This is a genomic window from Leptolyngbya sp. DQ-M1 (assembly GCF_039962505.1).
Classification (GTDB): domain Bacteria; phylum Cyanobacteriota; class Cyanobacteriia; order Leptolyngbyales; family Leptolyngbyaceae; genus Leptolyngbya.
Window position 1 is genome coordinate 78798 of sequence record NZ_JAMPLJ010000009.1, and the last position, 12648, is coordinate 91445.

Below are 12648 nucleotides of genomic sequence, written 5' to 3' on the forward strand. Positions count from 1 at the left end.
TGATCTTGAGGATTGGCAATGGTAACGAAACGTCCCACTGAGAAAAACACAAAGACTGAGATTCTTTCTGCATTTGATGAATTGCTCAAACAGAAGAAAGCGCTAGAAGCACAACAGGCTTTGCAAGCAGTTGTGCCTGCACTACAACCCTCACAACCAAATGAGACAACAAACGGTAAAGCTACACCAGAACTAACGATCGCGCCTCAACAAAAGATGGAAACCATCATCACCGGGCTGAATCAGCTACAGCTTGGTTTTGGTGGGGCAATCAGTGACCTATCTGAAAAGCTAACTTTGGAAGTGCTGAAGCTGCAAGAACTACGGCAGGCAGTTGTAGAAGAAGCCCAACAGCTAGAAACATTGCACAATCTACAGGCAGAAGATTGTACTGTAGAGGCATTAATTCAACAGTACGAAGATAGTTCCAAGACATTCAGCGAAGAACGGCGACAGCGACAAGAAACACTCAGCCAGGAGATCACTCAAGCCAGAAAAGCCTGGGCAAAAGAACAAGAGGAACACCGCCGCAGCATCAAGGAACGCAATGAAACTCTCACCAAGACTCAACGGCGAGATGGAGAAGAGTACACCTACACGCTCAACTTAGAACGCAAACTCTCAAATGATGAGTATGAGCAGGAAAAAACTCGCTTGTACCGTGAATTAGAAGAGTTGCAGCAGACGCAGCAAAAGCAGTGGGCAGAACGAGAAAAAACGGTTCGCGATCGTGAAACTCAGTTTGCCGAGTTGAAAGCCAAAGTCGAAGCCATACCAAAGGAGCTTGAAGCTGCGGTTAAACGCGCCCAAGAAGAAGGCAAAGGCATTGCAAACCAGCAAGCAAAAGTCAAAGCCGATCTGATGGCAAAAGAGATTGAAGGACAAAAACGTACCTATGAATTGCGAATTCAATCTCTACTGGAAACAATCCAAGCCCAAGAAACCCGAATTCAAGCCCTCTCAAATCAGTTAGATGGAGCGCTGAAGCAAGTCCAAGACTTAGCAGTGAAAGCGATCGAAGGTTCAGCCAGCGTGAGTTCATTCAATGCTGTTAAGGAAATTGCACTAGAACAAGCTAAAACCCAAAACAAAGTGAAATAAAGGAGATAATGAAGCTTTCTAAAGTCGATCTGAGCAGCGTTGTAGCGATTAGCCATGATGATGAATGCCTGGGATTGGTGATTGATCGTGGTGCTGATTTGGAATTTGTTGAAGTTCTCGCACCGTTAGCTGCCTACGAAGGATTGCGACTGCTGGATGCGATCGTATCCTCAGATGCTGTGCCTGCTGATTTCAATCAACTTCCAGGTGTGAATCAGGATCTACCCATGTTGCCTGTGCAATCATCAATGGCAAATGCAGTTGGATATGATCCAGATCAACATCTTTTGCAAGTTCAGTTCAAGAATGGTGCTGTGTATCAATACGAAGATGTTGATGTCGAAACCTGGCACGAACTTCAAGACACAGATTCCCCCGGTCGATTCTTTAACCGTGAAATCAAAGGAAGCTATCGCTCTCGTCGCCTGAATTCTTAGTTTGTTCTTGCCAGTCTTCCATCCAAGCAAGACTGGCATTGCATTTAAGGCAACCAAAGTGGCGGTACAAAGCTGCTTGTTAAGTCTCTTAAGGTGCGGTTAGCACTACGAAGTGCTGCGATATGTGGCTCATCCGGCTCGATCGGAATAATTTCAGCAGGCTTACCCACACCCAACTGATTAATCACTTGGTTAGCCGCTTCAAGTCCAGTCACATAAGCCTTTTCCTGCGACCAAGAACCATGACGAGTAATAATCCAATCCCCACTCATAAAGAGATTACCGATGCTCGTTGTTCCAGAAAGCATCGACTGATAGCTTCCAGGAGAGAAGTGCGTCACGGCTCTTGGCAATCGCACCACACTGCTATCAATTACTTTGGCATTCCGAAATTCAGGCACACAAACCGCAAGATCGCGCTGAACTTTCGCAATGACCTGTGCATCATCTAGCGGTAGCAATTGATTCGCATGATAAAAATCTGCCTCAATCACGCTGCCAGGTTCATCTTTCCATTCATCATGCAGTGCATTCAGATCAAAGAATGTCCAACCGGTTGTGGCATCAAACCCAAAGCAAGCATTCGACGGCAACGGCACGGGAACTTTACGATCGAACCACAACCGCGTCGCCATCGCATCAATCGCATTCAAATTCATCAAATTACAGAATTCAGGAAACTGGCGCAATGTCGAACTGCTACTGACAATTTTCTGCATTCCAGCCACACCTACCGCAAAAATCACGGCATCTGCTTCAAAGACTTCCTCACCGCACACAACCCCACTTACTGCGGGAACTCCCCCCGAAGCCTGAACCCTCAAATCACTCACACGCCGCTGAGTCAGCACCCGTCCCCCTGCCTGCTCGATTTGCTCAACCCAAGGACGAAAAATGTACTCTCCCACCGTGCCGCGACACCACACCACATCAAAATCCGGTTGATGCGCCAAGATGAAGTAATACAACATTCCTAACGCTGCTGCGGCTGAACATTGTTCTCCCGGCGCAAACAATCCCACCAGTAACATCGGCTCAAATGACTCTTTGTAGAGCCGCGCAGAAACTCCAAACTGCTTAAACAATTCGCGAGCAGTTACCGGATCGTATCGCCTCCAGGCTTCATCCGAGTTATCAAAATCCACCACTGCATAGAGTAACGGTAGCGCAGACAGTCGATCGCTGAGCGGCAATCGCTTAAATCGCGTGTATAAAAATGTTCCAAGCGGGGTAGGCAAGCGGGGTTCTTGCTGAAAGATTGGCGACTCGACTTCCAGCCCTGCTAGAGAATACTGAGAAGAGCGCGTCCAATCGGTAAAGGGCGAGATGCCCAATTTTTTAACTAAGGAGAAAATATTGCTGTAGGGATACCAAAACCCATGAATTCCAGCTTCCACCGATCGTCCCTGCGCGGTTTTCCATCCTGCTACCAGTCCGCCCGGATAGCCCCCGGCTTCGAGCAGTGTGACTGCATATCCTTGCTGAGCAAGATGGTAAGCTGCGCCTAAGCCTGCCCACCCTGCTCCAACCACGACAACTTTAGGATGCTCTTGAGTTTGGTTCATTCGATCGATCTCAGCTTCAACTGCTCACAGGATAAGTCGCTCCCCCCAAATCAACAAGTCTATTGTTGGTTAAACTTACACCGATGTAGGTTGAAAGAATTGATTCTTAGGACGCGCCAAACCCAGATTCTCGCGCAGCGTTTTGCCCTCGTATTCTGTGCGAAAAATTCCACGCCGTTGAAGTTCTGGAACCACTTGATCCACAAAATCATTTAAGCCTTCAGGCAGAAAAGGAAACATGATGTTAAAGCCATCTGCGGCTTCCTCGAAGAGCCATTGTTCCATTTCATCTGCGATCGTCTGAGGTGTACCGACAAAGATTAACCCACCATAGCTAGCCGCCCGTTGCGCTAACTGACGAATGGTTAAATCCTCACGTCGGGCAAGCGCGACGATGCGATCGCGTCCGGTATGACTCCCATTTGACTCTGGAATCTCCGGTAATAGACTATCTGGATCAAAGCCTGACACATCGTAGCCCAGCGCCAGATTCAAGCTACTAATGCCGCTATCATAATGAATCAGACTATCAAGATGTGCCTGTTTAGCTTTTGCCGCCTCAACCGTTTCGCCAACAATCACCAGCGCACCGGGCAAGATTTTAATGCTATCGGGAGTGCGTCCGATCGCCTGAGATCGACGCTTGATATCTGCAAACAATGCCTTTCCTGCTTCTAGCGTATTGACCCCTGAAAACACAACCTCGGCAGTTTCCGCAGCCAATTGTCGTCCCGCTTCAGAAGCTCCCGCCTGCACAATCACCGGATAACCCTGAACAGGTCTAGCAATGTTCAAAGGCCCCCGCACTGAGAAATACTTTCCCTTGTAATTCAGCGTGTGCATTTTTTCGGGATCGAGATACACTCCTGCTTCTACATTGCGAATAAAAGCATCATCCGCGAAAGAATCCCACAGCCCAATCACTACCTCGTAGAATTCGCGGGCACGCCTGTAGCGTTCGTCATGTTCGATCTCTTGCTCCAGTCCAAAGTTAAGCGCTGCATCTGGGTTATAGGTCGTCACAATGTTCCAGCCCGCGCGACCTTCACTGATATGGTCGAGAGAGGCGAAGCGGCGAGCAATGTGATAGGGCTGATCGTAAGTTGTTGAAGCGGTCGCAATTAATCCGATATGTTCAGTCACCGCAGCGAGCGCAGAAAGAAGCGTCAACGGCTCGAATGATGTAACTGTGTGACTGCGCTTTAGGGCATCGATCGGCATATTCAGAACAGCTAAATGATCTGCCATAAAAAAGGCATCAAATTTGCTTTGCTCTAGTTTCTGAATAAATTGTTTTAATGCTGAGAAATTAAAGTTGGCATCTGGAATTGCGCCAGGATAACGCCAAGCTGCTGTATGAATGCTGACGGGACGCATAAAAGCGCCCAGTTTTAACTGCTTTGTCCTACTCATCTTTCGTCCTTAACGGAGCACTGCTAAAACTCTCAATCTTACTCAGAATGTAATTCAAATCATTCCGAATAAAAAAACTGACCCAACTCAAGGCGTTCAGCCCCAAGTCGGGTCAGTTGAAGATTGAAAGTTAAGCGCAAACTTGATTTAATGCTGTTGCGACTTCTTCCATCGTTTGATCGCCGTTGATGGTCACTAGCTTTTCTCGTGATTCGTAGTAGTTGATCAACGGTGCAGTCTGCTCTCGATAGACTTCCAGACGACGGCGAATCGTTTCCTCGTTATCGTCCTTTCGTCCCCGACTAAGCATTCGAGTCACCAGCACTTCGTCCGGCACATCGAAATTGATCACACGATCGCACCCCTGATTCAGTTCATCCAGCAGCACATCGAGGAATTCTGCCTGTGCCACATTGCGCGGAAACCCATCGAGAATCCAGCCCGATTGGGCATCCGGTTTTCCCAATCGTTCGCGAATCAAATCAATCACCAGTTGATCGGGCACCAGTTCACCCCGATCCATGTATCCTTGAGCCTTCACCCCCAGCGACGTTTTCTCAGCCACCGCCTCCCGGAGAATATCCCCGGTCGAAATGTGCGGAATTTGGTGGGAGTCAGCCAAAAATTTCGATTGAGTCCCTTTCCCGGCTCCGGGAGGTCCGACAAAAATCAGTCGCGCCACTATTGTTTCACCATTCCTTCGTAACGTTGAGAAATTACATACGTTTGAATCTGTTTCGCCGTGTCGATCGCCACACCTACCAGAATTAGGATAGAGGTCGCCCCAAAGCCTTGGAAGACTTTCACTGGAGTTGCATTTTCGATAATCGAAGGTACGATCGCGACGATCCCTAAGAAGATAGCACCTAAGAAGGTCAATCGATTCAAAACGCGCTCAACATACTCGGTGGTCGCCTTTCCAGGACGAATACCGGGAATGCTTGATCCCATTTTCTTCAAGTTCTTCGACATATCATCGGGCTGCATAATCAGCGAAGCGTAGAAGAAACTAAAGAATAGAATCAACACAAAGTAGAGAAGGTTGTGCCAAATCGAAGCAGGGCCAAGATAAGTGCTGACAAAGTTTGCCAATGCTGCATTATTAAACGATTGCGCCACAATTACCGGAATCGTTAACACAGTGGAAGCAAAAATAATCGGCATCACGCCGCCTTGATTTAGGCGCAGCGGGAGATAGCTGCTGCGCTCCAGCATCATCCGTCGTCCCACTTGCCGACGAGCGGAAATAATCGGAATCCGCCGCGTTCCTTCTTGTACGAACACAATTCCGACCACCATTGCCAGGAAGACCAGCAGCAGAATGACGACGCTGCTGACCACGGCTCGATCGCCGGTTTGCGCCAAGTCGAACGCTTTTCCTAAGGTCTGCGGCAGCGTTGCCACGATATTAAGAAAAATCAATAGCGATGCGCCGTTACCCACGCCACGCTCTGTGATCAGTTCTCCTGCCCACATGACGAACATCGATCCAGCCGTCAGCGCGAGAACCGTTTCGACGACAAACACCGGACTCCAAGATTCGGCAAACGGACGCAATAATCCAACCGTGAGCAAGGTACTTTGAACAACTGCCCAACCTGCCGAAACATAGCGGGTAATCTGTGAAATCTTGCGTCTTCCCGCTTCGCCTTCATTCTTCTGCAAATCTTCGAGCGAGGGAATCGCCGCAGTGAGCAATTGAATAATGATCGAAGCGTTAATAAAGGGCAGAATTCCGAGGGCGAATAGACCCAGCGTTCTCAAACCGCCACCTGCGAATAAGTCCACAAAGCTCAAGGCGCTATTGCCTTGAATCGCTTGTGAAAATGCGGCTCGATCGATGCCCGGAATCGGGATAAAAATCCCTAATCGAACGAAGATCAAAAGCCCGATCGTTAAAAGTAAGCGTCCCCGCAGTCCAGCCGCCTGTGCCATTTGGACAAAGGTTTCCTGAGCGGTGGGCGTTCTATCTCGACTCTCGACCATATAAGGAATTCCTCGTGACAGCAATACGGACTTGCGCATCGGCACAAATCCGATTGAAATAAAGTTGGTTTTAAGCGTTCTGGCAGCACAAAATCGCACCGCAAAACGACGAACACCCTATATTTTAGCGGCTCCGGTGTGAAGCCTGACAGAATTCAAGCGACCAGTGAACCTTGTAGGGGCATTGTATATACAATTGTCTTATACAGGTTTGGCAATGAGTCATGGATCAAGCGCGTGATGTCACGATTAATATTCGCGCCACACAGAGCCAGCGCGATCTGATTGATTATGCGGCTGAGGTTCAAGGCAAAAGTCGATCGGAATTTATGCTGGAATCGGCGTATCAGAAGGCGCAGGATGTATTGCTCGATCGCAGTTTTTTCGCGTTAGATACACAGAAATTCGATCAATTTGAAGCTCTTCTAGATGCGCCACCTGCATTAAACGATCGACTTCGTGCTCTTCTAACCACAAAAGCGCCGTGGGAATAGATCAGCTTCGTCCGCCTGAAAGGATTAATTCATCTCATCAGCTTGAAGGCTTCGATTCAGGAAATACTCAACTAGACGATTGGCTCAAACGCCGCGCTTTGAAAAACGAAGCAGAAGGAGCGTCTCGAACTTACGTCTTGTGTGAAGGCGATCAGGTCATTGGATATTACTGCCTTGCAAATGGAGCCGTAGCGCAGACGGAGGCAACAGGGCGAATTCGACGGAATATGCCTGATCCAATTCCGGTAATGGTGATTGGACGATTGGCAGTCGAGCGCCAATGGCAAGGTCAAGGGATCGGACGAGCATTGCTTCGGGATGCAATCTTACGAACGCTCCAGGCTGCTGAGATTGCTGGAATTCAAGCGATTTTGGTTCATGTCATTTCAGATGAGGCGAAGCAGTTTTATGAGAAATGTGGGTTTGCTGCTTCAGCGATCGATGCAATGACGCTGATGATTCGGGTGAAAGATGCGATCGCTTCACTTAGCGGATGGGCTAAATAGACTTGCAATAGCTGGTGAGATATCGCTGTGACTTCATCTATTCGTTTTCGGATTGCAACTTGGAACCTAGAACGTCCCAGGCAAAACGGTTGGATTAAAAATCAGCGTCGGCTCGATCGAATCGATCGAATTCGTGAAATTGATGCAGATATTTGGGTGCTGACCGAGACTAATGTAGCGATCGATCTCAATCCCGATTATGAGTTTGTTGCATCTGTTCCCTACGAAGGGCATCAAGCAGGTGAAAACCTCACAACGCTTTGGTCACGATGGAAGATTCTTCGCTGTATTCCCACTTTTGATCCGACTTATGCGGTTTGTGCTGAAGTAGAGTCGCCCTTCGGATTAATAATTGTTTATGGAACTGTGATTCCTTGGGCGAATGACAAAGGGATGAGTGGAACTGCGAAGAAATGGGAGGAACATCGTCGATCGATTCAACAGCATCACGAAGATTGGCTACGGATTCAGAAACAATATCCGTCACCTCTCATGTGTATCGCAGGTGATTTTAATCAAAGTCGCGATAAGTCGGGCTGGTACGAAGAGAAGCAGTCAGTTGAGATGTTGAGTGCTGCTTTGCATGATCTTTCACTGGTTTGTGTGACCGAGCAAAAGTTTCAAGGACTTTCACGATCGACCATTGACCATATCTGCTTATCTGAATGTCTAGTTCCTTACAAGATGTCAGTGAACGCATGGGAGGGCGAAACACCAGAGCGCGGCAGGATGAGCGATCATAACGGTGTGTTCGTTGACTTGCGACAAGAAGTTTGTTAGTCCGTTTCTTTCCAGCGATCGATCCCTACACAATCAATCTCAAACTGATCTAACGCCCGCGCTACGACAAAATCAACCAGGTCTTCGATCGTCTGCGGATTGTGATACCAAGCCGGAATTGCCGGAACAATCCGCGCTCCTGCTTCTGCTAAAGTCGTCAAATTGCGGAGGTGAATTAAACTAAACGGAGTCTCACGCGGCACAATCACCAATTTACGACCTTCTTTAAGCTGCACATCTGCCGATCGTTCCAGCAAATCTGAGCTTAATCCTGCTGCAAGTTTGCCGACGGTACTCATGCTGCAAGGGATTACCAACATTCCCAAAGTGCGGAAGGAGCCGCTTGCGATGTTCGCGCCGACATCACCCCAGGGATGACAGGTGAGCTTACCGCTAAATTCGACTCCAGCTTGAGTGCGCCAGAATTGCTCTTGTTGCACGGGTTCTGGGGGCATTCGGATACCGAGTTCTGCTTGCCAAACCATATAGGTTGCTTTGGATGCCACAAGCTCGATCGCGTAATCTGCTGATAAAAGATGCTTCAACGCCCGAACTGCATAAATCAAGCCCGAAGCCCCAGAAACCCCAATAATCAAAGGACGTTTAATCACAGCGCAATCCCGAATAAAAAATGCGGGTGTATTTTCCCGCACTTTCTATTATTCCTCACCAAATTCGTCATCGGAGAGAGCCGTGTCAGACTGGAATTCTGATGGGTCTTCGGTATCAAAGATTTCATCGGTGGCTTCACTGCCGCCGCCAACTGCGATTAAGTCAATCTGCTGACGGTAGTAATCGACGCTCTTGACTTGAACTTCGATGCGATCGCCTAATCGATACTGTTTGCGATTTTTCCGACCGACGAGGGTTTGCTGGCGCGATCGGAATTCGTACCAGTCGTCTTTGAGTGAACTGACGTGAACCAAACCTTCCACCAAGAGTTCTTCAAGCTCCACGAATAAGCCGTAAGACTGGACTCCGGTGATCAAGCCGTGGAATACTTCACCCGTGCGCTCTTTCATTAATTCGGCTTTTTTCAAGCCTTCAAGATCGTTTTCGGCATCTTGAGCGATTTTCTCGCGTTCGGTGAGATGAACGACGATCGCGCCGAAATGACCTTCGAGTTCTTGATGCAGATCGGTTGGAAGAACATTCCAGTTGATTTGACCGTGACAGGAACTATGGCGCAAATCTACGCTGTCCTTGACGCGAGAAGAACGTCGATCGCGTCCTTCTTCAAACACCGCATGAAGCGCTCGATGCACCAGCAAGTCAGGATAACGACGCACCGGAGAGGTGAAATGCGTATAGCCTTGCTCTAACGCCAAGCCGAAATGCGGTTTCGGTTGAGTGCTGTAAAAGGCAGGCTTCATGGTCGAAAGCAGCAGGTAAGTCAAAACGCGCTCAGCGTTCGATTCTGCAAACGCATGGGTAAAGTTCTGATAATCCTGTGGACGAACTTCCTCTTCCTGCTCAAGCTTCAGTTCGATGCCCATGCTGACGGCAAGTTTAACCAGTTCTTGCACCTCTTCGAGATCGGGTGTGGGATGAACTCGATACACTCCCGGAATTCCTAACGCCTGTAGATGAGATGCAACGGTTTGATTTGCAAGTAACATCAACTCGACGATCATTGAGTGAATCGGCAGCAAGGAAGAAACGACAACCGCACCGAGAACGCCTTCATCATCGTAGTGGAACTTGCTGAAGGTAAATTTACCCGCTTCTTCAGGCGATTCTGAGCCATCGGGACGAGCGTAGATTTTCTCAGGCAGGTTTAGTTCAAACGCGCCTCGCTTGCGTCGCTGATCTTTAATCGCGTGGCTAAGGCGATCGAGCTGCGCCAACAGTTCAAAAATTGGCTCGAATTCTCTCAGCTCTTCGGTGTGCTGATCCGCCAAAATTGCTTCAGCTTGCTCATAGCTCAGTTTGTAATCCACCTGAATCACCGTCGGCTGAATCTCGAATTCCATCACTTGCCCGGATTCATCCAACGTGATCAACACTGAAATGGCAAGGCGATCTTTTCCAGGTTGCAGCGAACAGAGATTGTCGGTGAGTTGCTCCGGCAGCATTGGGATTACCAATTCACCGAGATAAGCAGAAGTTCCGCGTCGTTGGGCTTCGCGATCGAGCGATGATCCCGCTTCCACATACCGCGCTACATCCGCAATGTGAATGCCTAAGCGCCAGTTCCCCGCTTTGGTTCGCTCTAACGTAATCGCATCATCCGCGCTGTCTTCGCTTTTCGCTTTGATCGTGAGGGTCGTCAATCCCCGTAAATCAACCCGTAAGTCAATTTCTGGCTTTGTCACCTTGTTCGGTAACTCCCTCGCGGCAGCTAAAACCGTTTCCGAAAACTCTCGCGGTAAGTCATGCTTGCAGCACACAATGTCAATATCTGCCGCATCATCATCTGCACCCAAAACTTTCGCCACTTTACCGAGTGGCGCGTGCTGCCCGATCGGATAGCGTTTCACCTGAACGTGCGCTAAATGATCGATCGCTTCATCCAGCGCCAGTCCGTTTTCATTCACCTGCAACTCAAACAACAAGCGATCGTCGAGAGGAACTGCCCGAAATTCACCCGCCTCGGTCTTTTTAATTCGGGCTAACACCGATGGATTTGACCGTTCTAAAATCAGGCGAACTTCGCCTTCAGGACTGCGGCGACGACTGCCTTCTTTGGTGACGCGGACTAACACCCGATCGCCATTCCAAGCGTGATTCAGTTGGCTTTCGCGAATGTAGATATCCTCCGAACCTTCGACATCTTGAATCGCAAAACAGAAGCCTTTACTCGAACAGCGCAATTTGCCTTCAACCACACCGTCTTCGGTCACTCGGCGGTACTTGCCGCGTTCTTTGACCAGAACCCCGATTTTTTCCAGTGCATCAAGTGCAATCTGTAAGCGGCGCAAACTGGCTTCGTCGTTGCACTCTAGCTTTTTCTCTAAAGCTTTGGGCGCAACCAATTTATCATCTGTGAAGTTAGCAAGTAACTCAGCGATCGAGAATTCCATGAAGCGATATGTCCTCGTGTGTTCAACGGGGTGGTCAGGCTCAGCGGCTTTGAATTCGTCACTTATCACAAGATGCGATCGTTTAAAGCAGTTCTCGTACTGGCATCAAGCGATCGCATCTGGGTAAATCAACAAGCCGATGAGCTTCCCAGTTTTAGCAGGTGGGAAGGCTGCGAACGGTGTGCAGGTGATCGATCGGAAGCGGGTTGAAGCTCCGAAGTTGACCAAAATCAACGGTTGCGGAAGTTCTGTTTCCAACTCAAAACACACTGCTGGGACTGCTGAATCCTGTAAAGTTGCTGTTCATCCCTGCAATCCGGATGGAGTAGCGAACTTTTGCGCGACTGCTCGACAGTCTTACGTCACCCAGTAAAGCGATCCCCTTTCTATTCTTACTCAGGTTGGGCGCGATGACACATCGATTCTGCGAGAAATGTAGAAGGTGGGTGGAGAGTGGGGAAAGCATTGCTTTTGCACAAGAGCGATCGGGTAGTTCCTTCAACGCTTGTCCCTCGCTCCCCGCTTCTTTACCCTCGATCGCTAACATAAGCTATAGTGCGAGGGCAGATTTTAGAGCTAAGACGCAATGAGAAGGCTAAAACACTTCGCAAGCTGGTTATTGGTCAGCTTGATTTTATTTGGCTGTTCTGCTCCGGTGCAGGCAGATTCCACCAAAATTGATCCAAATTTTGAAGCCCAAGTTTTACAAGTCCTTCAGAAAAATCCACAGGCGATTTTAGACTCGGTGCAAGCTTACCAGCGTGAGCAACAAGAAACTCAGCGCAAAGCACAGCAGTCCTTTATTCAGGAATTGCAGCAAAAGCCAAAAGCGGTGATCGCCCAATCACCGACTAAAGGAGCCGGAAAAACCGTTCTTGTTGAGTTTTCTGATTTTCAGTGCCCCTATTGTCAGGCGGCAGCCGGAACAGTGCGCGAGTTTGTGACAAAGAACCGCGATCGCGTCACACTAGTTTATAAGCATTTACCGTTAACTAGCATTCATGCTCAGGCACTCCCAGCCGCAAAAGCCGCTTGGGCTGCCGGACAGCAGGGGAAATTCTGGGAGTTTCACGATGGCTTGTTCGCACAGCAGCAACAGTTAGGTGAGCCGCTGTATGCGAACTTGGCGAAAAGCTTAGGGTTAGACGTGACGCGCTTTGATCGCGATCGCAACTCTCAAGCTGCCGAGGCGGCGATCACAGCGGATGTACAACTCGCAGAAAAGCTAGGCATTAATGGCACACCATTCTTTGTGATGAATGGTCGCGTGTTTTCAGGGGATGTTGAAATCGCTGCCCTAGAGCAGGTTTTAAGTCAAGCGCAGTAAAGCAAGGTGAGGAGTG

Annotated in this window: 13 protein-coding genes; 7 read left to right on the forward strand and 6 right to left on the reverse strand. The window is 48.9% G+C overall.

Going from position 1 to position 12648, the window contains the following annotated elements:
* Nucleotides 1-18 precede the first annotated feature (18 nt).
* Nucleotides 19-1101, forward strand: a complete 1083-nt coding sequence (locus NC981_RS21895) for a hypothetical protein (RefSeq protein WP_348244844.1) — start codon at nt 19-21, stop codon at nt 1099-1101.
* 8 nt (nt 1102-1109) lie between these two features.
* Complete coding sequence (locus NC981_RS21900) at nt 1110-1538, forward strand: KTSC domain-containing protein (RefSeq protein ID WP_348244845.1); 429 nt, start codon at nt 1110-1112, stop codon at nt 1536-1538.
* A 44-nt stretch (nt 1539-1582) separates the two neighbouring features.
* Here NC981_RS21900 and NC981_RS21905 read toward each other — a convergent pair whose 3' ends face one another.
* The 4 genes from NC981_RS21905 to secY all read right to left on the reverse strand — a co-directional run bounded on the left by NC981_RS21905 (nt 1583) and on the right by secY (nt 6502).
* The gene (locus NC981_RS21905) at nt 1583-3103 is read right to left on the reverse strand and encodes an FAD-dependent oxidoreductase (protein ID WP_348244846.1); all 1521 of its coding nucleotides are present in this window, start codon (nt 3101-3103) and stop codon (nt 1583-1585) included.
* Between the two features lie 75 nt (nt 3104-3178).
* Nucleotides 3179-4516 carry an LLM class flavin-dependent oxidoreductase gene (locus tag NC981_RS21910; protein WP_348244847.1) on the reverse strand — a complete coding sequence of 446 codons (1338 nt, stop codon included), beginning with the start codon at nt 4514-4516 and terminating at the stop codon, nt 3179-3181.
* A 130-nt stretch (nt 4517-4646) separates the two neighbouring features.
* Nucleotides 4647-5198, reverse strand: coding sequence for an adenylate kinase (locus tag NC981_RS21915; protein WP_348244848.1), 552 nt, complete (start codon nt 5196-5198; stop codon nt 4647-4649).
* Nucleotides 5198-6502, reverse strand: a complete 1305-nt coding sequence (gene secY, locus NC981_RS21920) for a preprotein translocase subunit SecY (protein WP_348244896.1) — start codon at nt 6500-6502, stop codon at nt 5198-5200. Before secY ends, NC981_RS21915 begins: the two co-directional genes overlap by 1 nt.
* A 224-nt stretch (nt 6503-6726) precedes the next feature.
* Here secY and NC981_RS21925 point away from each other — a divergent pair, with 224 nt between their 5' ends.
* Genes NC981_RS21925 through NC981_RS21935 form a run of 3 tightly spaced genes read left to right on the forward strand, consistent with a single transcriptional unit; the run spans nt 6727 to nt 8282 of the window.
* Nucleotides 6727-6996, forward strand: a complete 270-nt coding sequence (locus NC981_RS21925) for a DUF1778 domain-containing protein (protein WP_348244849.1) — start codon at nt 6727-6729, stop codon at nt 6994-6996.
* Complete coding sequence (locus NC981_RS21930) at nt 6987-7502, forward strand: GNAT family N-acetyltransferase (protein WP_348244850.1); 516 nt, start codon at nt 6987-6989, stop codon at nt 7500-7502. The genes NC981_RS21925 and NC981_RS21930 overlap by 10 nt, the downstream gene beginning before the upstream one ends.
* 27 nt (nt 7503-7529) lie before the next feature.
* Nucleotides 7530-8282, forward strand: coding sequence for an endonuclease/exonuclease/phosphatase family protein (locus NC981_RS21935; protein ID WP_348244851.1), 753 nt, complete (start codon nt 7530-7532; stop codon nt 8280-8282).
* Here the strand turns inward: NC981_RS21935 and NC981_RS21940 are convergent.
* Complete coding sequence (locus NC981_RS21940) at nt 8279-8893, reverse strand: flavin prenyltransferase UbiX (protein ID WP_348244852.1); 615 nt, start codon at nt 8891-8893, stop codon at nt 8279-8281. The two genes, NC981_RS21935 and NC981_RS21940, sit on opposite strands and share 4 nt — an antisense overlap.
* Nucleotides 8894-8941: 48 nt before the next feature.
* Nucleotides 8942-11305, reverse strand: coding sequence for a ribonuclease R family protein (locus NC981_RS21945; protein ID WP_348244853.1), 2364 nt, complete (start codon nt 11303-11305; stop codon nt 8942-8944).
* 18 nt (nt 11306-11323) lie between these two features.
* Here NC981_RS21945 and NC981_RS21950 point away from each other — a divergent pair, with 18 nt between their 5' ends.
* Nucleotides 11324-11515 carry a hypothetical protein gene (locus NC981_RS21950; protein ID WP_348244854.1) on the forward strand — a complete coding sequence of 64 codons (192 nt, stop codon included), beginning with the start codon at nt 11324-11326 and terminating at the stop codon, nt 11513-11515.
* A gap of 376 nt (nt 11516-11891) precedes the next feature.
* Nucleotides 11892-12632 carry a thioredoxin domain-containing protein gene (locus NC981_RS21955; protein WP_348244855.1) on the forward strand — a complete coding sequence of 247 codons (741 nt, stop codon included), beginning with the start codon at nt 11892-11894 and terminating at the stop codon, nt 12630-12632.
* The last annotated feature ends 16 nt before the right edge of the window (nt 12633-12648 follow it).

Coding starts and splice junctions, on each gene's coding strand:
- NC981_RS21895 (WP_348244844.1), top strand. CDS start 19: ATGGTAACGAAACGTCCCACTGAGAAAAACACAAAGACTGAGATTCTT.
- NC981_RS21900 (WP_348244845.1), top strand. CDS start 1,110: ATGAAGCTTTCTAAAGTCGATCTGAGCAGCGTTGTAGCGATTAGCCAT.
- NC981_RS21905 (WP_348244846.1), bottom strand. CDS start 3,103: ATGAACCAAACTCAAGAGCATCCTAAAGTTGTCGTGGTTGGAGCAGGG.
- NC981_RS21910 (WP_348244847.1), bottom strand. CDS start 4,516: ATGAGTAGGACAAAGCAGTTAAAACTGGGCGCTTTTATGCGTCCCGTC.
- secY (WP_348244896.1), bottom strand. CDS start 6,502: ATGGTCGAGAGTCGAGATAGAACGCCCACCGCTCAGGAAACCTTTGTC.
- NC981_RS21925 (WP_348244849.1), top strand. CDS start 6,727: ATGGATCAAGCGCGTGATGTCACGATTAATATTCGCGCCACACAGAGC.
- NC981_RS21945 (WP_348244853.1), bottom strand. CDS start 11,305: ATGGAATTCTCGATCGCTGAGTTACTTGCTAACTTCACAGATGATAAA.
- NC981_RS21955 (WP_348244855.1), top strand. CDS start 11,892: ATGAGAAGGCTAAAACACTTCGCAAGCTGGTTATTGGTCAGCTTGATT.